The 22,099-nt window shown below is 71.7% G+C and carries 22 protein-coding genes; 13 read left to right on the top strand and 9 right to left on the bottom strand.

The genetic code is table 11. The annotated features are described in order from the left end of the window. Positions 1 to 282 precede the first annotated feature (282 nt). The gene (locus ACWCPM_RS23230; RefSeq protein WP_450978154.1) at positions 283 to 477 is read right to left on the bottom strand and encodes a helix-turn-helix transcriptional regulator; all 195 of its coding nucleotides are present in this window, start codon (positions 475 to 477) and stop codon (positions 283 to 285) included. Between the two features lie 120 nt (positions 478 to 597). Here ACWCPM_RS23230 and ACWCPM_RS23225 point away from each other — a divergent pair, with 120 nt between their 5' ends. Together ACWCPM_RS23225 and ACWCPM_RS23220 are read left to right on the top strand one after the other, a co-directional pair. Beyond that, positions 598 to 1,098 (top strand): helix-turn-helix transcriptional regulator, encoded by a 501-nt coding sequence (locus tag ACWCPM_RS23225; protein WP_450978153.1) that lies wholly within the window; start codon positions 598 to 600, stop codon positions 1,096 to 1,098. 24 nt (positions 1,099 to 1,122) lie between these two features. Next, on the top strand, positions 1,123 to 2,277 hold the full coding sequence (locus ACWCPM_RS23220) for a tyrosine-type recombinase/integrase (protein WP_450978152.1): 1,155 nt from the start codon (positions 1,123 to 1,125) through the stop codon (positions 2,275 to 2,277). A 7-nt stretch (positions 2,278 to 2,284) separates the two neighbouring features. Here the strand turns inward: ACWCPM_RS23220 and sodN are convergent, their stop codons facing one another. After that, entirely contained in the window at positions 2,285 to 2,680 is a 396-nt protein-coding gene (gene sodN / locus ACWCPM_RS23215) for a superoxide dismutase, Ni (protein WP_450978151.1), read from the bottom strand. Positions 2,681 to 2,825: 145 nt separating this feature from the next. Between sodN and sodX the strand changes: the two genes are divergently transcribed. Continuing rightward, positions 2,826 to 3,260 (top strand): nickel-type superoxide dismutase maturation protease, encoded by a 435-nt coding sequence (sodX, locus tag ACWCPM_RS23210; RefSeq protein WP_450978237.1) that lies wholly within the window; start codon positions 2,826 to 2,828, stop codon positions 3,258 to 3,260. Here the strand turns inward: sodX and ACWCPM_RS23205 are convergent. After that, a complete protein-coding gene (locus ACWCPM_RS23205; protein ID WP_450978150.1) occupies positions 3,164 to 3,793 on the bottom strand; it encodes a CGNR zinc finger domain-containing protein in 630 nt (209 codons plus the stop codon). The genes sodX and ACWCPM_RS23205 overlap by 97 nt on opposite strands. A gap of 99 nt (positions 3,794 to 3,892) precedes the next feature. Here ACWCPM_RS23205 and ACWCPM_RS23200 point away from each other — a divergent pair, with 99 nt between their 5' ends. Continuing rightward, positions 3,893 to 4,651 (top strand): class I SAM-dependent methyltransferase, encoded by a 759-nt coding sequence (locus tag ACWCPM_RS23200; protein WP_450978149.1) that lies wholly within the window; start codon positions 3,893 to 3,895, stop codon positions 4,649 to 4,651. 67 nt (positions 4,652 to 4,718) lie between these two features. On the opposite strand, the gene ACWCPM_RS23195 is transcribed toward ACWCPM_RS23200, so the two are convergent. From ACWCPM_RS23195 to ACWCPM_RS23185, 3 genes are read right to left on the bottom strand one after another with little or no spacing between them, the layout of a single operon-like run. Beyond that, a complete protein-coding gene (locus tag ACWCPM_RS23195; RefSeq protein ID WP_450978236.1) occupies positions 4,719 to 5,471 on the bottom strand; it encodes an amino acid ABC transporter ATP-binding protein in 753 nt (250 codons plus the stop codon). Positions 5,472 to 5,515: 44 nt separating this feature from the next. Next, a complete protein-coding gene (locus ACWCPM_RS23190) occupies positions 5,516 to 6,457 on the bottom strand; it encodes an amino acid ABC transporter permease (RefSeq protein WP_450978148.1) in 942 nt (313 codons plus the stop codon). A gap of 38 nt (positions 6,458 to 6,495) precedes the next feature. Further along, positions 6,496 to 7,455 carry an ABC transporter substrate-binding protein gene (locus ACWCPM_RS23185; RefSeq protein ID WP_450978147.1) on the bottom strand — a complete coding sequence of 320 codons (960 nt, stop codon included), beginning with the start codon at positions 7,453 to 7,455 and terminating at the stop codon, positions 6,496 to 6,498. Between the two features lie 638 nt (positions 7,456 to 8,093). Between ACWCPM_RS23185 and ACWCPM_RS23180 the strand changes: the two genes are divergently transcribed. The 5 genes from ACWCPM_RS23180 (at position 8,094) to ACWCPM_RS23160 (ending at position 12,196) form a co-directional block, all read left to right on the top strand. Then, positions 8,094 to 9,317 (top strand): NAD(P)-dependent malic enzyme, encoded by a 1,224-nt coding sequence (locus tag ACWCPM_RS23180; protein ID WP_450978146.1) that lies wholly within the window; start codon positions 8,094 to 8,096, stop codon positions 9,315 to 9,317. A 174-nt stretch (positions 9,318 to 9,491) separates the two neighbouring features. After that, on the top strand, positions 9,492 to 10,457 hold the full coding sequence (locus ACWCPM_RS23175) for a zinc-binding dehydrogenase (RefSeq protein WP_450978145.1): 966 nt from the start codon (positions 9,492 to 9,494) through the stop codon (positions 10,455 to 10,457). Positions 10,458 to 10,640: 183 nt separating this feature from the next. Further along, positions 10,641 to 10,850 (top strand): helix-turn-helix domain-containing protein, encoded by a 210-nt coding sequence (locus tag ACWCPM_RS23170; RefSeq protein WP_393105425.1) that lies wholly within the window; start codon positions 10,641 to 10,643, stop codon positions 10,848 to 10,850. Then, entirely contained in the window at positions 10,850 to 11,431 is a 582-nt protein-coding gene (locus tag ACWCPM_RS23165; protein ID WP_450978235.1) for a Clp protease N-terminal domain-containing protein, read from the top strand. Before ACWCPM_RS23170 ends, ACWCPM_RS23165 begins: the two co-directional genes overlap by 1 nt. 126 nt (positions 11,432 to 11,557) lie before the next feature. After that, positions 11,558 to 12,196, top strand: coding sequence for a hypothetical protein (locus ACWCPM_RS23160; protein ID WP_450978144.1), 639 nt, complete (start codon positions 11,558 to 11,560; stop codon positions 12,194 to 12,196). A gap of 69 nt (positions 12,197 to 12,265) precedes the next feature. Here the strand turns inward: ACWCPM_RS23160 and ACWCPM_RS23155 are convergent, their stop codons facing one another. From ACWCPM_RS23155 to ACWCPM_RS23145, 3 genes are all read right to left on the bottom strand, one after another. Next, on the bottom strand, positions 12,266 to 13,321 hold the full coding sequence (locus ACWCPM_RS23155; RefSeq protein WP_450978143.1) for a helix-turn-helix transcriptional regulator: 1,056 nt from the start codon (positions 13,319 to 13,321) through the stop codon (positions 12,266 to 12,268). A gap of 1 nt (position 13,322) precedes the next feature. After that, positions 13,323 to 14,267 (bottom strand): DUF4097 family beta strand repeat-containing protein, encoded by a 945-nt coding sequence (locus ACWCPM_RS23150; protein WP_450978142.1) that lies wholly within the window; start codon positions 14,265 to 14,267, stop codon positions 13,323 to 13,325. A gap of 345 nt (positions 14,268 to 14,612) precedes the next feature. Continuing rightward, the gene (locus ACWCPM_RS23145) at positions 14,613 to 14,792 is read right to left on the bottom strand and encodes a DUF6104 family protein (protein ID WP_003992906.1); all 180 of its coding nucleotides are present in this window, start codon (positions 14,790 to 14,792) and stop codon (positions 14,613 to 14,615) included. A 126-nt stretch (positions 14,793 to 14,918) separates the two neighbouring features. Here ACWCPM_RS23145 and ACWCPM_RS23140 point away from each other — a divergent pair, with 126 nt between their 5' ends. The 4 genes from ACWCPM_RS23140 to ACWCPM_RS23125 all read left to right on the top strand — a co-directional run bounded on the left by ACWCPM_RS23140 (position 14,919) and on the right by ACWCPM_RS23125 (position 21,984). After that, positions 14,919 to 15,269: a CU044_2847 family protein gene (locus tag ACWCPM_RS23140; RefSeq protein ID WP_450978141.1), complete on the top strand. Its 351-nt coding sequence runs from the start codon at positions 14,919 to 14,921 to the stop codon at positions 15,267 to 15,269. Then, positions 15,266 to 17,230, top strand: coding sequence for a VMAP-C domain-containing protein (locus ACWCPM_RS23135; protein ID WP_450978140.1), 1,965 nt, complete (start codon positions 15,266 to 15,268; stop codon positions 17,228 to 17,230). Before ACWCPM_RS23140 ends, ACWCPM_RS23135 begins: the two co-directional genes overlap by 4 nt. Positions 17,231 to 17,688: 458 nt before the next feature. Next, positions 17,689 to 18,729 (top strand): AAA family ATPase, encoded by a 1,041-nt coding sequence (locus tag ACWCPM_RS23130; RefSeq protein ID WP_450978139.1) that lies wholly within the window; start codon positions 17,689 to 17,691, stop codon positions 18,727 to 18,729. A 3-nt stretch (positions 18,730 to 18,732) separates the two neighbouring features. Then, positions 18,733 to 21,984 carry an SAV_2336 N-terminal domain-related protein gene (locus tag ACWCPM_RS23125; protein ID WP_450978138.1) on the top strand — a complete coding sequence of 1,084 codons (3,252 nt, stop codon included), beginning with the start codon at positions 18,733 to 18,735 and terminating at the stop codon, positions 21,982 to 21,984. Positions 21,985 to 22,099: the final 115 nt, after the last annotated feature.

The following is a 22,099-nucleotide window of genomic DNA, read 5'->3' as shown; positions in this document are numbered from 1 at the left end:
GCAGGGGATCGTGACTTCGTTCGGTCCCCGCTCCGGTCCCCGTTGTGCCAGGGGATGCCCTGGCCGGGGACCGCGGCGACGGGCCAGCCAACTTCGGATGTGTTCGGGGTGGCGGGGGACGTAGAGTCCTCCATCGACGTTCCTCTCAGGTGAGGGACGGGACGGGCAATGTCCCGCCCCTCACCGGTTCGTTCGTTCAGGGATGGGCGACGTGCAGGGGAATCTCCGGCCCTCGGCGTTGGCGCGCCGGGGGCCGTTGCTGTGTCCGGGGCTGACGGAGGCTCATGAGGCCAGGCCCCACTCGTCTCCGCCGTCGGTCAGCGCGCGCTCGTAGCGCAGCAGTTCGGCCTCGGGGTAGAGCACCCGCTTGCCGACCTTGATGCCGCGCGGCCCCTTCCTCAGCTGGCGCCAGTAACGGACGGTGCTCTCTGCGGTGCGGTAGCGCTCGGCGACCTCGGCGGTGGTCAGGTATCGCATGCGTTCCCATTCGGTTAGGTAGTAATTCGATCTGCATAATCAGTACCTCATGATCGGCGATTAGCCAAAACGGGAAGCCCATGTTTCTATCCGGATAGCGATGGTCGCGATGGAGGTTCGATGGACGACGACATGACCGGGGGCGGCGAAGTGCCCCTGCTCTACAGCGAGGGCAACGTGGCGGGCCGCGTGGCCCTGGAGCGCGAAGTCAGGGGGTGGAGCACGACCGAGCTGGCCGAGCGCGTGACCAGAGCCGGCGTGAAGATGAACCAGACGGCCGTGTGGCGCATCGAGAACGGCTCGCCCCGCCGTCGGATCAACCTCGACGAGGCGCTTGCCTTCTCCCGCGTCTTCGAGCTTCCCCTCGAAGAGTTGATGTCCCCGCCCCTGGAGGGGCTCGACATCGACAGTCGACGGCTCGTCCAGGAAGCCGTTGAAGCGTTCTACGAAACCCGCGACGCCCGGGACCGTCTGCACCGCGCCGTAGTCGCCGTCGCCGACCACATCAAGGCCCACCCGGACAGCTCGCGGGCGATCCACGAGCAGTGCCTCCGCCTCATGGGTGACGAGCGGGACGCTCGCATCCTCAGTGGCGACATCGAGGACGGCGGCCACTACTGACAACCGACATGAAGGAGCAGCCACTTGGCGAACATCCAGAAGCGTCCCAACGGCAAATGGCGAGCCCGCTACCGCGACCTCGACGGCAAGGAGCACGCCCGCCACTTCGACCGGAAGCTCGACGCCCAGCGCTGGCTCGACGAGGTCACGGCCAGCGTGATCACCGGTCAGTACGTCGACCCGCGCGCAGGCCGCCTCACTTTCGAGAAGTACGCCGAGAAGTGGGAGGGCTCGCTCATCGCCAGCGAGGCGGGCGAGCGCATCACCGACAACGCGCTACGGCTCCACCTCGTACCGGCGCTGGGCGCCCGCTCCATGGCGGCGATACGCCGCAACGACATCCAGGTGCTCTTCAAGCACCTCTCCGACCAGCTCGGCCCCGGCAGCGTGCGGAACGTCTTTGACGTCCTCGTACGCCTCATGGCGGCGGCAGTGGACGACAAGATCATTGCCTCCAGCCCGTGCCGCCGGATCACCCTCCCGCCCATGTCGGACGAGGAGGTCACGCCACCCACGGTCGCCCAGGTCGAGGCCATGGCCCGGGCGATGCCGCCATACATCCGCGCGGCGGTCGTCACGCTCGCCGGGTCAGGGTTGCGCATAGGCGAGTTGCTCGGCCTCAAGGTGTCCGACGTCGACTTCAAGGCCGGCACCATCCGCGTCGACCGGCAGCGGCTCCAGTCGGGGAAGACCGGCCCGCCGAAGACAGCGAAGTCCCGGCGTACGGTCCCGGTCGGTGAGGTCGTCACCGACGCGCTCCTCACACACCTCGCCGCACGCCCGTCCAAGGAGTGGCTGTTCACGATGGAGGAGGGGGAGCCGCTCAACTACCGACGGTGGAAGACCGAGTGGAACTGCGCCCGCAGGGAGCTCCAGACGGCGGAGACAGCGGCGGCTGAGCGCGAGGGGCGCAAGCCCGTCGAGCTGCCGCACATGGTGACGCACGACCTGCGCCACTTCTACGCCTCCGCGCTCATCGCCGGCGGCGCGAGTGTCAAGCAGGTCCAGCTGGTCCTCGGCCACGCGTCCGCGGTCATCACGCTGCGGATCTACGCGCACCTGTGGCCGGGCGAAGAAGACCGCACCCGGGCCGTCATGGACGCCGTGCTCGGCGGCCTGCGGACCGGGTGCGGACAGGTAGGCGATGCGACCCGCGTAATCGCAGGTCAGACGGCCTAGCCATAGATCAAGCCTTCTTGGTCTCCCAGAAGATCTTGTCGATCTGGGCGATGTAGTCGAGGGCCTTCTGGCCGGTGGCCGGGTCCGTGGACGCCTTGGCGGCCGACAGGGCCTTCAGGGCGTCGTTGACCAGCTGGTGCAGCTCCGGGTACTTCTCGAAGTGCGGGGGCTTGAAGTAGTCGCTCCAGAGCACCGAGACGTGGTGCTTGGCGAGCTCGGCGCGCTGCTCTTTGATGGTGGTGGCACGAGCCCGGAAGTGCGGGTCGTCGTTGCCGGCCATCTTTTCCTGGACGGCCTTGACCGACTCCGCCTCGATGCGGGCCTGGGCAGGGTCGTACACACCGCAGGGCAGGTCGCAGTGCGCGCTGACCTTGACCTTGGGGGCAAACAGGCGGGAAAGCATGGAGCATTCCTTCCTCGTGATCGTCTTCTCAGGGGGGACATTACTCCCTGACCGACGTGATTTCGCGAGTGCCCCCATGGGCCTAGGACAAAAGTCCGGCGTCAGACTGGGACCGGTGGAGGATCGGACCGGGGAGGTGCCGGGGATGCCGGAGCTGTCGCAGGAGACCGAGCGTGAAGGGGGCGTCCCGCCCTTCGGACTGGCCGAGGTGACCGGGCCGTCGATGGTCCCGACGCTGTACCACGGGGACCGGCTCCTGCTGCGCTACGCCGCCCGGGTCAGGCAGGGTGACGTCGTCGTGCTGCGCCATCCCTTGCAGCAGGACCTGCTCGTCGTCAAACGGGCCGCGGAGCGCCGTGAGGGCGGCTGGTGGGTGCGGGGCGACAACGCGTACGCGGGCGGGGACAGCACCGACTACGGAGTCGTGCCCGACGAGCTGGTCCTGGGCCGGGTGATGTTCCGGTACCGGCCGCGCAGGCCGGGTCAGCGCTCGCCGATGGCGGTGCTGCGGTGGGCGCTCTCGGCGGCCAGGCCCGTCTCGTCCGGCCGGTCCGCCTCCCGGCGTTTGCGCGCCCGGTAGGCGGCCACGTTGGCGCGGGTGGCGCAGCGGTCGGAGCAGTAGCGCCGGGAGCGGTTGGTGGACGTGTCGAGGTAGGCGTTGTGGCAGGGCGCCGCCTCGCACAGGCCCAGGCGGTCCACGCCGTGCTCCGTGAGGTGGAAGGCGAGCCCCATCGCCGCGATGGCCGCGTAGCCCGCCGTCGCGTTGGACGGGTGGTCCGCGAGGTGCATGTGCCACAGCGGGCGGCCGTCGTCGTCGCGGGTGTCGTGGCCGGAGATCTGGGGGCTGACCGGGAACTCCAGCAGCAGGGAGTTCAGCAGGTCCACGGCCAGGGTCTCGTCGCCGCCGTCGGCCGCCTCGAAGACCGCGCGCAGCCGGGCCCGGACCGAGCGGAACCGTGTCACGTCCGCCTCGGTGGCGCGACGGGCCGCGGACTGGTTGGCGCCGAAGAGCCCCCGGACGGCCTCGACCGACGTCAGCGAGTCCTTCCCCCGGGCCGGCTCCTCGCTGTTGACGAGGCGTACGGCGTAGTCCGAGTAATAGGCCAGTTCCACTTGTAGTCCTTACGGAGGGGCTTTATGGTCATGTCTGCGGTGACGTAACAGCCGATCGTGCTTCCAGGGTATTACGCGACTGAGCCGGAGAGGGTCCCCATGACGACGAGTATCGGAACGGACTGGAACGCCTGGCAGGAGAGCTGGGACCGGCAGCAGGAGTGGTACATGCCGGACCGCGAGGAGCGCTTCCGGGTCATGCTCGACATGGTCGAGGCGCTGGCCGGCACCGCACCGCGCGTGCTGGACCTCGCCTGCGGCACCGGCACGGTCACGGCCCGGCTGCTGGCCCGCTTCCCCGACGCCACGAGCACCGGAATCGACCTCGACCCGGCCCTGCTGACGATCGCCCGCGGCACGTTCGACGGCGACGAGCGCGTCTCCTTCGTCGAGGCCGACCTGAAGGACCCCGACTGGCCCGCGCTGCTGCCGCACGAGACCTACGACGCCGTCCTGACCGCCACCGCCCTGCACTGGCTCCACGCCGAACCCCTGCGGGCGCTGTACGGCCGGATCGGCGGACTTGTGCGGGCCGGGGGCGTCTTCATGAACGCCGACCACATGATCGACGACACCACGCCCCGTATCAACGCCGCCGAACGCGCCCTGCGCCACGCGCGCAGGGACGAGGCACGGCGGGAGGGCGCCCTCGACTGGGCCGAATGGTGGCAGCTCGCCGCGAAGGACCCGGCCCTCGCCGGGCCCACCGCCCGGCGCTTCGAGATCTACGGCGAGCACGCGGACGGCGACATGCCGTCGGCGGCGTGGCACGCGGGCGTGCTGCGCGAGCAAGGGTTCGCGGAGACGCGGGCGGTGTGGTGCTCGCCGTCGGACACGCTGCTGCTCGCGGTGAAGTAGGCCCCGCGCACGCGAAGGGGCGGTACGGAGAGTCCGTACCGCCCCTTTTCCGTGGTGCCCGCGTGCCTTACAGCACCTTCGACAGGAAGGCCTGCGTCCGCTCGTGCTGCGGGTTGGTCAGGACCTCGCGGGGGTCGCCGGACTCGACGACCACACCGCCGTCCATGAAGACCAGGCTGTCGCCCACCTCGCGGGCGAAGCCCATCTCGTGGGTGACGACGACCATCGTCATGCCGGACTCGGCGAGGTCGCGCATGACGTCGAGGACGTCACCGACCAGCTCCGGGTCGAGGGCCGAGGTCGGCTCGTCGAAGAGCATCAGCTTCGGGTCCATCGCGAGTGCGCGGGCGATGGCGACGCGCTGCTGCTGGCCGCCGGAGAGCTGCGAGGGGTAGTTCTCGGCCTTGTCGCCGAGGCCGACCTTCTCCAGCAGCTCCCGCGCCCGCTCCTTGGCCTGCCCCTTGCTGACGCCCTTGACCTGGATGGGCGCCTCCATGACGTTCTCGACGGCCGTCATGTGCGGGAACAGGTTGAACCGCTGGAACACCATGCCGATGTCCCGGCGCTGGCGCGCGACCTCGCTGTCCTTCAGCTCGTGGAGCTTGTCGCCCTTCTGGCGGTAGCCGACGAGGTGCCCGTCGACGTACAGCCGCCCGGCGTTGATCTTCTCCAGGTGGTTGATGCACCGCAGGAAGGTCGACTTGCCGGAGCCGGAGGGGCCGATCAGGCAGAAGACCTCGCCGGTCTTCACCTCCAGGTCGATGCCCTTGAGGACCTCGATGTGACCGAAGGACTTGTGGACGCCCTCGGCCTTCACCATCGGGACGGATGCCGAACCGGGGGAAGGCTGCTTCGTCATGTCCGTCATGCCGTGACTCCCTTCGGACGACGCACGGGCAGGACGGCTGCCTTGAGCCGCTGCATGGGCGTCGGGGGCAGAGTCCGGGAGGAGCCGCGCGCGTAGTAGCGCTCGACGTAGTACTGGCCCACGCTGAGAATCGAGGTCATGATCAGGTACCAGGCGGCAGCGAGGAAATACATCTCCACTGTGGAGCCCGCGTTCTGCCCGATGTCCTGAGCCTCTTTGAACAAGTCCGCGAACTGCACCGCCGAGACGAGCGAGGTCGTCTTCAGCATGTTGATGACCTCGTTGCCCGTCGGGGGCACGATCACGCGCATCGCCTGCGGGATGACGATACGGCGCAGCGTCTTGGTGTGGCTCATACCGAGGGCATGCGATGCCTCGGTCTGACCCTCGTCGACCGAGAGCAGACCGGCACGGCAGATCTCCGCCATGTACGCGGCCTCGTTGAGTCCGAGTCCGAGCAGCGCCGTCAGCAGCGGCGTCATGAAGGACGACCAGTAGTCCTTGTAGATCGGGCCGAGGTTGATGTACTCGAAGACCAGGCCCAGGTTGAACCAGACGAAGAGCTGGACCAGGACCGGAGTGCCGCGGAAGAACCAGATGTAGAACCATGCGATCGATGAGGTCACCGGGTTCTTCGACAGGCGCATGACGGCGAGGAGGATGCCGCCCGCGATGCCGATCACCATGGACAGCACGGTGAGCAGCAGGGTGTTCCAGACGCCGTGCAAGATGCGGTCGTCGAAGAAGTACGCTGGAATCGCGTCCCAGTTGATGTTGCCTTGCGCGAAGGCGTAGACGATCGCGCCGAGAATGGCGATCGCGAGAGCCGCTGACACGTAGCGCCCGGGGTGCCGGACCGGGACGGCCTTGATGGCCTCCGGACCGGCGGGCGGCGTGGGGTCTGCGGGACCGTCCGTCTTGTTGACGTCAACAGTCACGGGTGGAGCCTTTCAGAACGGTGGTGCCGAGACGGGGATCAGGAACCGCCGTTGACCTTGGCCTCGGTGATTGCACCGTCTTCGACGCCCCACTTCTTGATGATCTTCTCGTACTCGCCGTTGTCGATGATGGCCTGGAGGGCGGCCTGAAGCGCGTCACGCAGCTCGGTGTCGTCCTTGGACACCGCGATGCCGTACGGGCCCGCCTCGACCTGCTCGCCGACGATCTCGAAGTACTTGCCGCCGCCCGCGTTCTTCACAGCGTACGCGGCGATCGGGAAGTCGGCGGAGACGACGTCGGCGCCCTTGGAGCGCATCCTGGTCTCGGCCTCCGGGTTGGTGGCGAAGTCCTCGATCTTGAGTTCCTGCTTGCCGTCGTCCGTGCACTTCTTCGCCTGGTCCTTGGCGAGGTCGTGCGAGAACGTGTTGCGCTGCACGGCCATCGTCTTCCCACACAGGTCGTCCCAGGTGCTGATGCCCTGGGAGTCGCCCTTGTTGGTGTACAGCGAGACGCCGGCGGTGAAGTAGTCGACGAAGTCGACGCCCTTGCCGACCTTCTTGCCGGTGTCGCCGTCGATGCCCTCCTGGCGGTCCTTCGTGTCGGTCATCGCCGACATGGCGATGTCGTACCGGTTGGAAGCCAGACCGCCGATGAGGGTGTCGAACGTGGCGTTCTGGAACTCGAACTTCACGCCGAGCTGCTTGCCCATCGCTTCGGCGATGTCAGGGTCGATACCCACCGTTTTGCCGGAGTCGTCCTTGAATTCCACCGGTGCATATGCGATGTCGGAACCGACCTTGATGACGCCCTTGCCGGCGATGGCCGCCGGCAGCTTGTCGGCCAGCGGAGCCGAGCTCTCGGTCTCGGTCCCGCTGCTGCCGTCCTTGGTCTGGTCACCGCAGCCCGTGAGAATCAGGGCGCCTGCGACCGCGATCGAGCCGACCGCTGCCAGCCGGGAGCGTGTGGCGGTCGTACGACGGGTGGAGCTTGCGGTCATGGTGGGTTCCTCCGGCGGATGGGTGGAGTTGCCGATGGGGCGGACAGCTGCCGATGGGGTTCGGCAGTGCCGTGGGTCGACGAGTGCACACGCCTTCGAGTGTCGCGACCTTGTGTGATTAGGGCATCTTGCCATTCGGACCGGGCCGTGCAGGACGCCCGCCATGTCAAAATCGGATAACGGGTCACCACCCGAACCACCTCAGGCCGGTACATCAAGGCCGGACCTTCTGCGGGAATCCGCGCTTCCGTCCGAAAGATCTTCGGCGCACCCGCGGGGTGACGTCATCATGCGCGCTCCTCGCGACCGCAGGCGCGTTTCGTGGGAATTGCGTCGATTGCCGTTTATCGGCTTGCGCGCCATGGTGGTTCCGTCGCTCAGTTGTGTCCGATTCGTGTCGTCGGTGGCGGTGTTTCCCCCTCTGTCATGTGATCTTGCGCGTAGGGGACTCGTCGCCACGCCGTCCGTCCGGTAAGAAGGTTCTTTACACCCCTCATCCGGGGCTCAGGGCGCGTGTGCGGCGCGCCCGTCGCGTAGCTGCCCGTACGCATCACCGACCGGGCCTGCGTGGTGCCCGCCCGCTCCTCACCAGGAGTGGAACCCACCCTCAACCATGAACACTTAAGGGGTCAGACAAAGTGGCAGCGGAGATCGTCAATCCTCGCAGCGACGACAGTACGGACCAGGAGGGAGGGGCGGTGCCCCTCGGCTCCTTCGATCCGGCGTTCGCGCTGCACCGCGGCGGCAAGATGGCCGTGCAGGCCACCGTGCCGGTCCGTGACAAGGACGACCTGTCCCTGGCGTACACGCCCGGCGTCGCGAAGGTGTGCACCGCGATCGCCGAGCAGCCGGACCTCGTCCATGAGTACACGTGGAAGTCGTCCGTCGTCGCCGTCGTGACCGACGGTACGGCGGTGCTCGGACTCGGTGACATCGGGCCCGAGGCATCCCTTCCGGTGATGGAGGGCAAGGCGATCCTGTTCAAGCAGTTCGGCGGGGTGGACGCGGTGCCGATCGCGCTCGCCTGCACGGACGTGGACGAGATCGTCGAGACCGTGGTGCGCCTCGCTCCCTCTTTCGGCGGTGTGAACCTGGAGGACATCTCGGCACCCCGGTGCTTCGAGATCGAGCGCAGGCTCCAGGAGCGGCTGGACATCCCGGTCTTCCACGACGACCAGCACGGTACGGCGGTCGTGACGCTGGCCGCCCTGCGCAACGCGTCGCGGCTGACCGGCAGGACCCTCGCCGAACTCCGGGCGGTCATCTCCGGCGCGGGCGCGGCCGGTGTCGCGATCGCGAAGATGCTGGTCGAGGCCGGTATCGGGGACGTCGCGGTCGCCGACCGCAAGGGTGTCGTCTCCCTCGACCGTGAGGACCTGACGCCGGTCAAGCGCGAGGTCGCCGGGTTCACGAACAAGGCCGGCATCTCCGGGTCGCTGGAGGTGGCGCTGGAGGGCGCGGACGTCTTCATCGGCGTCTCGGGCGGCACGGTGCCGGAGGAGGCCGTCGCCTCCATGGCCAAGGGCGCCTTCGTGTTCGCGATGGCCAACCCGAATCCCGAGGTGCACCCCGACGTGGCGCACAAGTACGCGGCGGTCGTCGCCACCGGCCGGTCGGACTTCCCGAACCAGATCAACAACGTGCTGGCGTTCCCGGGGATCTTCGCCGGGGCGCTGCAGGTGCGGGCGTCCCGGATCACCGAGGGCATGAAGATCGCGGCGGCCGAGGCGCTGGCGGGCGTCGTCGGGGACGACCTCGCCGCCGACTACGTCATTCCGTCGCCGTTCGACGAGCGCGTGGCGCCCGCGGTGACGGCCGCCGTCGCGGCGGCGGCGCGGGCGGAGGGCGTGGCCCGTCGCTGAGACGTGCCGGAGTGGCCCCGTCCTTCCGGGCGGGGCCCTTTCCTTTGCCCTCGCGGCCACCCGTTCGGGTGGTCGGGGGCATCGGGAGCCCCGCCGAGGGGGCCTGGCAAGTGGGCATGTGTCACAGGGGCGTGTGGTTCCGCCCGGGCCGGGGCGGAGCCTATCGTCGGGCCCATGTTCGCTGTCTACGCCGCCCGAATCGACCGCGACCGGCCGCTCAGCGGCCTGGAGTCGGGGGAGCGCCCCGCCCCCGGGGCCAGGCCCGGCTGGAGTGTCGTCGACGTCAGGGCCGCCTCCCTCAACCACCACGACCTCTGGTCCCTGCGCGGGGTGGGCCTCGCCGAGGACAAGCTGCCGATGATCCTCGGCTGTGACGCCGCGGGCGTCGACGAGGACGGCAACGAGGTCGTGCTGCACTCCGTCGTCGGCCAGACGGGGCACGGGGTCGGCCCCGAGGAACCCCGTTCCATCCTCACCGAGCGCTACCAGGGCACGTTCGCCGAGCAGGTCGCCGTGCCGACCTGGAACGTCCTGCCCAAGCCCAGGGAGCTGTCCTTCGAGGAGGCCGCCTGTCTGCCGACCGCCTGGCTGACGGCCTACCGCATGCTGTTCACGAACGCCGGGGTCCGCCCCGGTGACTCGGTGCTTGTGCAGGGGGCCGGCGGTGGTGTCGCCACGGCCGCGATCGTCCTCGGCAAGGCCGCGGGGCTGCGCGTGTTCGCGACCAGCCGGGACGAGGCCAAGCGCAAGCGCGCCCTGGAGCTCGGTGCCGTGGAGGCGCTGGAGCCGGGGGCGCGGCTGCCGCAGCGCGTGGACGCCGTGATCGAGACGGTCGGCGCCGCCACCTGGTCGCACTCGGTGAAGTCGCTGCGCCCCGGCGGCACGCTCGTCATCTCCGGCGCCACGAGCGGTGACCGGCCCTCCCACGCCGAACTGACCCGGATCTTCTTCCTGGAGCTGAAGGTCGTCGGGTCCACGATGGGCACCAAGGACGAGCTGGCGGATCTGCTGTCCTTCTGCGCCGTCACCGGCGTCCGCCCCGTCATCGACGAGGTGCTCCCGATGGACCGCGCCCGCGAGGGCTTCGAACGGCTGGAGTCGGGCGAGCAGTTCGGGAAGATCGTGCTCACCAACGGCTGAGGTTCACTGCCGCCCCCACGCGGTGTGCCCGTCGGTACGGCGGCCGGTCCGGAAGCGGACCGGCCGCCTTTCTCTGTCCGGTCACCGTCGGCCGCCCTTCTTTGTCCACCCGTCGGCGGCCCGCGCCCGGCATGGTGTCAACCAAGGTTGACGAGACCCCTGATGTCAACCTAAGTTGACGTCATGACCGATGCTACGGAACTCGCCGAGCGAGCCGGTGATCGCGATCCACGGGTGGGGCTGCGTGCCGTTGCCGCGTTGCGCAGACTGCTGGAGCAGTTGGAGGCCGTGCAGGTGCGCAGTGCGCGCCACCAGGGCTGGTCGTGGCAGGAGATCGCCGCGGAACTCGGTGTGAGCAGGCAGGCCGTGCACAAGAAGTACGGGAGGCGATGATGTTCGAGCGGTTCACGAAGGACGCGCGCGCCGTGGTGAAGGGCGCCGTCGAGCATGGCGAGGAGGCGGGGGCGGGGACCGTCGACGCGGAGCACCTGCTGCGCGCGCTGCTCGATCACGGAGCCGGCCGGGGTGCGTTCGCGCTGGCGGCGCTCGGCCTCGACGAGCGCCGGGACTCCGTGCTCCGGGCGCTGGACGAGGCGCGACGGCGGGCGGGACTGTCGAAGGCCGACGCCGACGCGCTGGCCGGACTGGGGATCGACGTCTCGGAGATCGTCTCCCGGGTGGAGCAGGCGCATGGCGTGGGCGCGATGTCCGGTGACCGGAAGGACCGGCGCGGGGACAAGGAGAAGAGCTGGTGGGGCGCGCATCGCCCGCTCGGCCGGGACGCCCGGGAGGTGCTGGAGAAGGCCCTGCGCATCGCCGTCGCCCGCCGTGAACGCACCGTCGGGGACGAGCACATCCTCCTCGCCCTGACCGCCCGTCCGGGCGTCCCCGCCGAGGTGCTCGCCGACCACGGCGTCACCTACGAGTCGGTGACGCGGGTGATCGGCGGCGGGGGAGAGGTGAAAGCGGGCTGAGCAGGCAGCGCCGCTCGCAGCTGGACGAGCGGCGCCGGGGCCTGGCTGTCAGTGCGGGGTCCTACCGTGGGTGGTGTCGACGTCGATTCCAGGACGTCGCGGCAGTCGCGTCGCCAAGGAGCCTCCATGACCGTGTCCGAGCCCGTGCCGATCGCTTTCGTGCGGACAGGGGACGTCGTCCGGGAAGCCGTGACAAAGGTCGGCGGGCAGCCGGTCTGGCTGGCGGAGCCGCAGTGGCCGTTGTCGCGCACGACCGGCGAACCGATGGAGTTCGTGGGGCAGTTCGCCCTGGAGGGCGGGCGCCTGGCCTATCTCTTCATCACGGGCGACGAGCGCGGGTACATCGAAGGCACCTACGAGCCGGAGGCCGGGGAGAACGCTCTCGTGATCCAGCCCGACGGCCGCGTCCCCGAGTTCCTGACGGTGGACGGACGGGCCGTCGGTCCGAGCGTGGGCACCGACCATCTGCCGCATCCCTCCCCGGACGGCACCGGTGACGACGCTCCTGGTGAGGGCGGCGGGACCGGCGGCACCGATGGCCCGGAGGGCGACGGCGAAGGGCGGCCGCTGCAGTTCCTCGGTGGACCGGGCATCGAGCCGAACTGGCTCCAGGGCGAGGAACTGCCGGGCGAGGGCTGGACCCTCGTCGCCCAGCTGGACTCCTGCGACCTCCCCGTCGCCGTCAACTTCGGCGACGCCGGCATCGGCTACGCCTTCGAGTCGCCGGACGGCACGGAGGGCCGCTTCCTCTGGCAGTGCTGCTGAGGGTTCCCGCCCGGCAGTGCTGCTGAGGGTTCCCTCCTGCCGCGCCAAGGGCCCGGAGGCCGCCCGTTCCTACGCCCGCGGCGCCCGCAGCAGTGCCCCGATGTGCGCCGCCGCCGTCGACAGATGGCTTCGCGCGTCCCGGAGCTGGTCCTGCGTCACCCCGTGGTCGCGGGCCGCGTCGCGGATGTCGTCACGGAAGCGGTCGAGGAGGCGGTCCAGGTCGCGGGCCGGGTCGCCGCCCGAGGAGACCTCGTGGGCCCAGGCCGGCTCGTATTCGGCGGGGAAGTCCTCCGGCGTCGTCGAGTAGTCCGGCGCCGGCCGGGCCGCGCCGCCGCGCCCGAAGCCCAGGTCCTTGCCGAACTCCTTGCCGAAGTCCTTCCCGAAATCGCCGAACTCCTTGGCGAGTTCGGTGAGGCCCTCGCGCAGCCCCGTCGGCCAGTCCCCCCGCGCGAAGTGGTCCTGCACCTGCCGCTGCACCTTCTGGGCGATGCGCTGCACCTCCTCCTGGGCCTGCTCGTGGGCGCGCTCCTGCGCCTCCTTGGCCTGGCGCCGCGCCCGCTGGGCCTCCTCGCGGGCCCGGCGGCTCTCGTCCTTGGCGCGCCGGGCCTGCTCCTTCCATTCCTGCTTGACCCGCCGCATCTCCTCCTTCGCGGCGTGCCAGGCCTCGTTGTCGGAGTGGTCCGGGTCGTCGAAGTGGCCGGTGGCGTCCCCGGCGTCGCCGTTGACCGTGCCGGTCCTGCGGGCCTCGCTCGCCGCCGCGCGCATCTCGCGCCGCAGGTCACCGGCCGCGCCCCGGACGTCGGCGCGGATCTCGGCGGCGAGCTCCGCCACCGACTCACGGATCTCCAGTTCCAGATCGGCCAGTTCACCGCTGCGGTCGGCCAGTTCGGCGCGTCCGGCGTCGGTGATGGCGTACACCTTGCGGCCGCCCTCGGTGGTGTGGGTGACCAGGCCCTCGGCCTCCAGCTTGGCCAGGCGCGGGTAGACCGTGCCCGCCGACGGCGCGTACAGCCCCTGGAAGCGTTCCTCCAGGAGGCGGATCACCTCGTAGCCGTGTCGCGGGGCCTCGTCGAGCAGCTTCAGCAGGTAGAGGCGGAGACGGCCGTGAGCGAAGACGGGGGGCATGTCAGAGCACCTTCTTGTCGGTCGTGCCATCGGCCGGGGCGGCGGACGGGGCCGAGCTCACGCCCGGACCGGAATCCGGATCGTCCCCCGAGGCGGTGCGTCCCTCGGCCGCCGGGGCGGCCCATGGTCCGTCGTCCTCCAGAGGCGGGCGGCGCAGCAGCGCGATCGAGCCGGAGACGGTCGTGGCCTTCAGTCGGCCGTTGCCCGCGCCGAGGCGGCCGGTGATGCGCTTGGCGCCCCACTGGCCGGTGACCCGGAGGTCCTCGAAGGCGTTGGAGACCGAGCCGCTGGCCGTGTTGGCCTCCACCTCCGCGTCGACCGGATGCGGCAGCCGGATCGCGATCTCGCCCGAGACACTGTTCAGGGTGACGTCGCTGGGGCCGCCGGCCGGATCGAGGTCGACGATCATCGAGCCGCTGACCGACTCCGCCTTGACCGCGGAACCCGTGCCCTCGACCACGGTCAGGTCGCCGGAGACCGAGTTGAAGCGCAGATCGCCGCTGAGCGCCTGGGCCTCCACGTTCCCGGAGACGGTGTCCGCGCGGACCGGTCCCGCGAGACCGACGAGCGTGGTGTCCCCGGAGACGCCCCTGACCTCCGCGCGCCCCTCGATCCCGGAGATCACGGCGGCGGCGCCGACGGCGCCGACCTCCACGCGCGTCCCCGCCGGAACCGTCACCGAGATCTCCGCGCTGCGTCGCCAGCCCTTGCGGTCGAGCCACTTGAGGAAGCCCTTCCAGGGCAGGTCCTCATAGGCCACCGTGAGCGTGCCGCCCCGGTGGGTGACGATCAGGGGCGGCCCGACGATCCGGCCGATCTCCAGGCGGGCGGAACCCTCGTCGGTGCCCACCACGTTCACCGTTCCCCCCACGACGCGTACGTGGAGTTCGCTCACGGGCTCGTCGAAGGTGAGCTTCCTCGGCTCGGCGACGGACCATTCGGGCATGGTGCTGACCTCCTCGACCTGCCTGACCGCACGCGGGAAGGGACGGACAGACTCGACACGCCATATCGCGTCTTACGTGATTCACGATATATCGCGGCCGACGGAAGTCAAGACACTCTTCTCGGTGATCGGGCCTCACCGCTTCGGTGATCCGGCGCCACCTCGTTCCCCTCGGGACGGGGCGGACCTGAACGGACGCGCCTGTCGTCCGGGTACGCCGACGGAAGACCTCACGTCGGCGAACGGCCCTTGCGGGCGAGGGTGGGGGCGGGGGCGAGGCGAGGGCGGGGCGGGGGCGAGGCCCCGAGGCCCCTGCCGTCCACGAGCCCCGGTCTGCTGTTCCCGCTACTCGTCGTCCTCGTCGTCCAGTCGCGCCAGCCACGTTGCCAGGCGCTCCACCGGCACCTCGAAGTCCGGGTTCAGGTCGACGAACGTACGCAGCTGCTCGGCGAGCCACTCGAAGGTGACCTCCTCCTCGCCGCGCCGCTTCTCCAGTTCCTCGATGCCTCGGTCGGTGAAGTACATACCCTCAGAATATGCGCCACTCGGTGAGTTGACGGCCTCACCCCCCTGGGCGGTACGGGAGGGTGGCCTCGTCGCACTCCACGGGTGCGCCGGCCGACCGGAACGCAAGCTCGACGGGGGAACACCATGAGTCACATCCAGGACATCGAACTGCCCAACGGCATGGTGGTCACCGCCCGGATCGGAAGCGCGGACGCGTTCGACGACCACGAGGACGTCGGTTTCACGGAGACCGCGCGGGCCAAGGTCGAGCAGCTCCAGGAGCTGATCACCGCGGTGGGCGGCACGGTGCTCGATGCCGCCCGCGCCGCCGGACCCAGTGAGGCCGCCATCACCTTCGGAGTCGAGCTGACCGCCAAGGAGGGCCTGGCCGTCGCCGTCCTCGCCCGGGGTGAGGCCAAGGCATCGCTCCAGGTCACCCTCACCTGGAGTCTCGACCGCGAGGCCGACCGTGCTCAGGGGCCCGCCGGCGCATGACCGAGCCCAGCGAACGCCTGCACGCCCTGGCCAAGGCCGCCACCGTGCACCTCCTCCCGTCCGGCGGCGACGACAGACCCCTGTGGGGCAGCGGGTTCTTCGTGGCGCCGGGCTGGGTGCTGACCGCGGCCCATGTGCTGCGCCAGCACCTGAGGGCGGACCGGGACCTGACCTTCCGGGTGCGCGGCGAGGGCGTCGACGCCGAGGCGCGGCTCGCCGAGTGGCTGCTCACCGACCCCGACCGGCCGGTCGTCCCGCTGGACGAGGATCTGGCGCTGGTGCGGCTGCTGGCTGAGCCCGACGAACAGCCCCACGAGTGCGTGTGGCTCGCCGACCGGGCCGTCCGGCACTCCGGTCCCGTCAGGGTGTACGGCTACTATCCCGAGCCGCCGCACACCCACGCCCGTGCCGTGGACGCCGACATCAACGGCCACGAGGACGGGTACGGCCTGATCATCAAGCCCGACGTCGACTTCCCGGCCGGTGTCTCGGGCGGTCCGCTGCTCGACCCCGTCTCCGGGGCCGTGGTGGGCCTGGTCAAGTCGCGGCGTAAGCAGCAGGACGGCGGGAAGGCGGTCGCGATCGCCGCGCTCCGCCGGTTCGGCGGGACCTACCGCACCGTCATCGCCGCGCACGACCGGTGGCACGGCACGGAACCGGTCTCCGAGAGCGGTGACAACTGGATCGACCAGCAGTCGGGTCCCGGCGCCGACGGCGGCGCCGGATGGACGCCGGCGGACCGCCGGGAGGCGCTGAACCTGCTGGCCGCGCTGCCCGCGCCGCCCGACGCGCCCACCGTGGAGGCACTCGCGACGCGCGCCCGCAGTGGCACCAGGTGGCCGGGACCGCAGCCCGACCTGCGCACCTGGCGGGACGGCCACGGGCTGCTCTACGAGGGGGCGCACCCGCTCGACCCGCTCGCGTTCCTGCGCTACCTGCGGTTCGTCGACGCCTACCTGCGGGCCAGGGGCGAGCCGTGCGCACCGCTCGACGCCTGGATCGAGCGGCGGCTGCGCCGGGATCCGCGCCGCGAGATGCACGCCTTCGTCCGCGACGTGCGACTCCCGGACGAGATGTCCGCCGCCGCGCCGGAACGGACCGGCCGTGTCGTCGTCCCCTACCCCGGCCCGGACGAGGGCCCCACGGTCGCGGTCCTCCTCGACCCGGTGATCGGCTCGGAACCCACCCGCTTCTTCTGGCAGATCTGGCTCGACGACGGCGACGGCACGGGCGAGCCCGAGCTGTACGGGACCGACGACTCCGTTCACGGCCGCCTCCCCGGGGAGCTGGTCCAGGCGTTGCGCGGGCCGCTCGGCGACCTGCTGCGGGCCAAGGACCGGAAGAACTGTCCGGTGCCTCTTGAAGTGGCCCTGCCCGCCGAGCACTTCGACACCGCCGTGCACCGCTGGCGGTTCGACGACATCGCCCAGCTGGACGACGCCGGGCACCTCGGCGCGCGCCGCCGGGTGGTGCTGCGCTCCCTCGCGCGCCGGGGAGATCCGGACAAACTGTGGGCCGACCGCTGGCAGGGCATGACCGCCCAGCGGCGCTTCGCCGGCTGGCGTACCCCGCAGCGCGGCGTCGTCACCACCGGCCGCGGCTACCGGGAGGCGGCCTTCGACCGCATCCCCGTGATGTGCCGCCCCGCGGGCCGCGGACCGGGGCGGGCCGCGCTCGGGCTCGCCCTGGAGAACGGGCACGGCGTCGCCCTCTGGCACGTCGACGGCCATGTCACCCGCACCTGCGCCGAGGACTGCGACACCCTCCACGCCAAGGCGCAGGAACTGCTGGGGACCCTCGGCTCGCTGGCCGAACTCCCCGACCAGCTGCGGCAGTTGCGCCAGGACGTCAGCGAGCGCCGCGCCGCCCACTCCTGGGCCGAACCGCTCGCGCTGCTCTACGACGACCCGGGCCGGCCGCTCCCCGCCGAGGAGACCGGGACCCTGGACTCGCCCATGTGAACACCCGCCCGGCACGACGAGGGGCCGCCCTGCGACCCGGGCGCCGAACAGACCGCCCCCTCGCACCGGAGGGCCGGACAGGTCGCACGCCCCGGTGCGGGGCGTCGACCGGGTCGCGCCCGATCGCTGGGGGCCCACCCCCGCACCGGAAGGCCGAACGGATCGCACCCGCACCGGAAAGTCGAAGGGGTGGCACCCCGGTGCCGGGCGCCGAACGGGTCGTACCCCCGCACCGGTAGGCCGAAGAGGTCGCACCCCCGCACCGGACGGGCCCGAACGATCGCCCCTGATCGCCCCCGCGCACGGCGCGGCCGACATTGATCGCCTCGGGCGGAGGGGGCCGAAAAGATCGGTGCCACAGGTCGGATCTGGGTACATTTCGGTGGGCTCGTCGCGGGTGTGCGACGCCCCCGTCAGCCCGGACGTGGACACCACCGACCGTCGACGAGGAGCGCAGCATGAGCGAGTGGTTCGTCTACCAGGGCGACGGGCGTCCGGATCCGGCCAGGATCGACCGGCTGCCCGACCCGCCGCCGTGGCGGGCCTTCGACGCCCCGGCCGTGCCGTACGACGTGCCCGGTCTCGACTCCGCCACCCACCGCCGGCTCGGCGCCGACACCGCCCCGCTTCCGATCCAGGACCCCGAGACCCTCGAACTGGTCAACGCGGCCCTGTACCTGAGGCGCCCGCTGCTGGTCACCGGCGAACCCGGTGTCGGCAAGTCGACCCTCGCGCACTCCGTCGCCCACGAGCTCGGACTGGGCCGGGTCCTGGAATGGCCCATCGTGAGCCGCAGCGAGCTGCGGGACGGCCTCTACACCTACGACGCCATCGGCCGGCTCCAGGACGCCCAGCTCAGGCGGGCCGGCGAGGACTTCACGCAGCGTGTGCGCCGCCGTCGTCCCGCCGGACCCGAGTCCGAGGACATCGGCCGGTACCTCAGGCTCGGCCCGCTGGGCACCGCGCTGCTCGCCGCCGATCGCCCCCGTGTGCTGCTCGTCGACGAGTTGGACAAGAGCGACATCGACCTGCCGAACGACCTGCTGAACGTGCTGGAGGAGGGCAGCTTCCCGATCCCCGAACTGGAGCGGATCTCCGACCGGACGCCGGTGGTGCGGGTGCTCACCGACGACGGCCGCAAGGTCGAGGTCACCGAGGGGCGGGTGCGCTGTCGCGCGTTCCCGTTCGTCGTCATGACCAGCAACCGAGAGCGCGAGTTCCCCGCCCCGCTGCTGCGCCGCTGCATCCCGCTGGACCTCAAGGCCCCCCGCGACGAACGTCTCGCCGCGCTGGTCCAGGCACACTTCGGCCAGGACGCCCACGAGGTCCACCACGACATCGTCGACCACTTCACGGAGGCCGAGGCGGACGGCGCGCTGCGCCCCACCGACCAGCTGCTCAACGCCATCTTCCTCGCTCGGCACGCCGCCCGGGACGCGGCACGGCGCGAGGAGATCGCGGAGCTGCTGATGCAGCCCCTGGACCGCGGACCCAGGTAGCGGATGTCCTCACGGGCCACCGGTGTCCCCGCCGGCGCCGCGAGCGGCGCGCTCACGGCGCTGGTCGCACGTCTGCGCGACGCGGGCGTCGCCCCCGACGTCGAGGAACTCGCGGACGCCCTCTGGCTGGCCCGCCACCTGCCCGCCCCCGACCGGCCCTGGGGCCCCGCCGACCAGGGCCCCCGGGAGGTCGCGCCCGCGCCGCCGGACGGCGCCGGCTCCGAATCCGTGCCGGCGGGTCCGGACGGCTCCGCCACCGCCGACGGCCGGGACCGGCAGCCCGACGGCGCCCGGCTGTTCGCCCCCGGCACCGCGGGCGACGCCGTCGGTCCGCGGACGGCGCCCGTGAGCGTGCCGGCGGCTCCGGTCCTGCCCGAACCGCTCGCCCTGCAACGCGGGTTACGCCCCCTCCAGCGCTACCGCGCACCCGTGCGTCCCGTGCCGCGCGCCCTCGACGAGCGGGCCACCGCCGAACGGGCCGCCGAGTCCGGGATCGTCCTGCCCGTGCTGCGCGCCGAACGGCGCCGCGAGGCACGGCTGCTGCTCCTGATGGACGTCTCCACCTCGATGACGGTCTGGCAGCAGGTGCTGGACGAGGTGCGCCAGGTCTGTGAGCGGGCCGGTGCCTTCCGCGAAGTACGGGTGCGCTACCTGCACGAGGCCCCCGGCGGCCTCCCCGGCTGCTCCGCCACACCCGAGCGGGTCCGCCCGCCGCACGCTCCCGAGCAGCTCAGCGATCCGACCGGCCGGCGCCTGACCCTCGTCCTCAGCGACTGCGCGGGCCCTCTGTGGCGCAGCGGCCGGATGCAGCGGCTGCTCCACCGCTGGGCGTCGACCGCGCCCGTCGCCGTGGTCCAGCCGCTGCCCCAGCGGATGTGGCTGCGCACCCATCTGCCGGCCCTGCGCGGTCGGCTGCGCCGTCGTGAGGGGCCCGCCGGGACGCTGGAGTTCCGGCCGGACAAGGGCCGCGTCGAGCGGGGCGCGCTGCCCGTCCCCGTGCTGGCGCTGCGCCGGGGCTCGGTGGAGGGCTGGGCCCGGCTGGTGTCGGGCACCACGGGACAGTCGCTGGACGCGGCGGCCGGCTGGGTGCGCGCCGACCACGCAGGGTCCCGTGCGCCGGTGCGGGCCGCGGAGGACGTCAGTGGCGCCCACCGCGTCCATGTCTTCTGGCGGGCGGCCTCCCCGGAGGCCCGCCGTCTCGCCGTGTATCTGTCGGCGGTGCCGCTGTATCTGCCGGTCATGCAGCTCGTCCAGCACGCCATGCTCGCCGGCAGCGGCCCCGAGGCGCTGTCCGAGGTGCTCCTCGGCGGGCTGCTCGGTCGGCGCGAGGACGCGGACGACCCACGCGCCGTGCGCTACGACTTCCTGCCGGGGGTGGCGGGCGAACTGCGGTCCCGGCTGACCCTGGAGGAGGCCCAGCTCCTGTTCCGGCACTGCTCCGACTACGTGGACCGGAAGTTCGGGCGCAGCGCGCGCAACTTCCCGGCTCTGGCCGGGGCGTTCCTGCGGGGCGCGGTGGACCCGCACGTCCCCGGGCCGCCCGTCGGCGCGGTCGAGGAGGAACCGGCCGCGCTGCGCGCGTTCGCCGAGGTGTCGGCCGACGTGCTGCGCGACCTCGGCGCGCGGATCCCGGCGGTACCCAAGCGGCCCGAGCTGACGGCGGGAGAGCTTCTCGGCAAGGGCAAGGAGGCCATGGGCCGGTTCGAGGCGCAGGGACTCACCCGCGCCCTCGACGCCGCCGTCCGGTATCTGCACCAGGCGCTGGAGGTCCCGGCGCCGGACCGGGAACGGCTGTCCGCCGCCGAGGAACTGGCCAACGCCCTGCTGGTGCGGTGGCGGGTGCGCCGGGTCGGCGACGATCTGCGCGACGCCTGGGAGGCGATCAGGGACCCGGACCGGTTCGGGGCGCCCGGAAGCCTCACCCGCGGACTGGTCTGCTGGGCACTCGCCGGTGAACTGAGCGGCCGCGACCTCGGCTTCGAGGGCGTCCCCGCCGGGCTGCGGGAGTGGGCGCGCGAGGCGGCGGACGGCCGGTGCCGGGCCGAGGAGTTCGCCCGCGCCGTGCTGCTGTACGTCGCCGACAGGGACCTCTCCCTGGCGATGCGGGGCGCCGGGTCCTGCCCCCAGGGGCTCAACGGCCCGCGCACCGCCGCGGCGGCGCTGCCCCACGTGCGCCGCGCCGTCGCGGAGGCGGGAGTGGACCACCCCGGGGCACAGGGGCCGTACCGCGCGGGCGACGCCGAGCAGTGGTACCTGACGCATCTGCACCGGGCCGTCGACGCGGCCGACGTACGGCTGACGTTCCCCAGCCGGGAGCGCGCGCAGATCGTACGGGGGCGGCTGCTGCTGGACCTGGCGCGGCAGTACGCCGGGAACGGGCGGGTGCGCACGGCCCGGCCGCTGCCGGAGCGGGCCGCCGAACTGGCGCTGCGCGCCATGGACGACTTCCAGGGCGCGGCCCGCGGCAAGCGCGTCCTGTCCGACGAGGAGCGCTGCCGGACCTGGCTGGCGGCGGCGTCGGCCACCGAGCTCGCCCCGCCCGCGGACGACGAGGACCGGGAGCGGCGGACCCTGTACGCCGTGGACCAGGCGCTGCGGGCCGCCGGGGAGGACCTGGCGCTGCGACGCGAGTGCTACGCGCGGTCGGCGCGGCTCTACCGGGCCGCGTACCGGCGGACCCGTGACACCGCCCGGCTGGACCACGCCGTCGAGGCGTGGGCACAGGCCGAACGGCTGCTGCCCGCCGACGACCCCGACCGCGGCGACCTGCTGTTCGAGTACGGCACGGCCCTGATGGACCGGGGCGCGGCGAGGAAGTCCGCCGACGACGCGGCCCGGGCCGTCTCCGTCCTGCGCACCGCCCTCCAGGACACCCCGCCCGGCCACTCCGGCCTCGCCGGCCGCTGGTCGGGTCTGGGACAGGCCCACTACCGGCGCTACGACATCAAGCGGGTGCTGTCCGACCTCTACGAGGCCGAGTGGACGATCGGCGAGGCCCTGCGCAGTTCCGAGGAGCCGGCGTTCCTCGCGGACCACTGGCGGCTGCGCGCCTCCATACTCGCGCGCCTGCACCGCCGCACGGACACCCGCACGCATCTGCACCGGGCGATCGAGGCGTACGGACGCGCCGCCGAACACGCCGAGGAGGCGGGCCTGGACGACGTACTGGACGAGGCGCGGCGGCAGCGCGTCCGGCTCGGCGAGCGACTCGGACGCGGCCCTCGCACGGTGGGCCCCGAGGCGGTCCCGGAGTGACGAGAAGGGTCCGGCCCCGAGTTCTGGGGGGACGGGGGGGGGACCCGGGGTGGGCGCCGCCGTGGGAGGGGGAGCGCCCGCAACCCACACCCCACCCACGCGACAGGACACCCCG

The organism is Streptomyces sp. NPDC002309, assembly GCF_053593375.1.
This window is presented reverse-complemented; position numbering and strand designations above follow the sequence as displayed.

Coding starts and splice junctions, on each gene's coding strand:
- ACWCPM_RS23230 (WP_450978154.1), bottom strand. CDS start 477: ATGCGATACCTGACCACCGCCGAGGTCGCCGAGCGCTACCGCACCGCA.
- ACWCPM_RS23225 (WP_450978153.1), top strand. CDS start 598: ATGGACGACGACATGACCGGGGGCGGCGAAGTGCCCCTGCTCTACAGC.
- sodN (WP_450978151.1), bottom strand. CDS start 2,680: ATGCTTTCCCGCCTGTTTGCCCCCAAGGTCAAGGTCAGCGCGCACTGC.
- sodX (WP_450978237.1), top strand. CDS start 2,826: ATGCCGGAGCTGTCGCAGGAGACCGAGCGTGAAGGGGGCGTCCCGCCC.
- ACWCPM_RS23200 (WP_450978149.1), top strand. CDS start 3,893: ATGACGACGAGTATCGGAACGGACTGGAACGCCTGGCAGGAGAGCTGG.
- ACWCPM_RS23195 (WP_450978236.1), bottom strand. CDS start 5,471: ATGGTGAAGGCCGAGGGCGTCCACAAGTCCTTCGGTCACATCGAGGTC.
- ACWCPM_RS23185 (WP_450978147.1), bottom strand. CDS start 7,455: ATGACCGCAAGCTCCACCCGTCGTACGACCGCCACACGCTCCCGGCTG.
- ACWCPM_RS23175 (WP_450978145.1), top strand. CDS start 9,492: ATGTTCGCTGTCTACGCCGCCCGAATCGACCGCGACCGGCCGCTCAGC.
- ACWCPM_RS23170 (WP_393105425.1), top strand. CDS start 10,641: ATGACCGATGCTACGGAACTCGCCGAGCGAGCCGGTGATCGCGATCCA.
- ACWCPM_RS23165 (WP_450978235.1), top strand. CDS start 10,850: ATGTTCGAGCGGTTCACGAAGGACGCGCGCGCCGTGGTGAAGGGCGCC.
- ACWCPM_RS23160 (WP_450978144.1), top strand. CDS start 11,558: ATGACCGTGTCCGAGCCCGTGCCGATCGCTTTCGTGCGGACAGGGGAC.
- ACWCPM_RS23155 (WP_450978143.1), bottom strand. CDS start 13,321: ATGCCCCCCGTCTTCGCTCACGGCCGTCTCCGCCTCTACCTGCTGAAG.
- ACWCPM_RS23150 (WP_450978142.1), bottom strand. CDS start 14,267: ATGCCCGAATGGTCCGTCGCCGAGCCGAGGAAGCTCACCTTCGACGAG.
- ACWCPM_RS23145 (WP_003992906.1), bottom strand. CDS start 14,792: ATGTACTTCACCGACCGAGGCATCGAGGAACTGGAGAAGCGGCGCGGC.
- ACWCPM_RS23140 (WP_450978141.1), top strand. CDS start 14,919: ATGAGTCACATCCAGGACATCGAACTGCCCAACGGCATGGTGGTCACC.
- ACWCPM_RS23135 (WP_450978140.1), top strand. CDS start 15,266: ATGACCGAGCCCAGCGAACGCCTGCACGCCCTGGCCAAGGCCGCCACC.
- ACWCPM_RS23130 (WP_450978139.1), top strand. CDS start 17,689: ATGAGCGAGTGGTTCGTCTACCAGGGCGACGGGCGTCCGGATCCGGCC.
- ACWCPM_RS23125 (WP_450978138.1), top strand. CDS start 18,733: ATGTCCTCACGGGCCACCGGTGTCCCCGCCGGCGCCGCGAGCGGCGCG.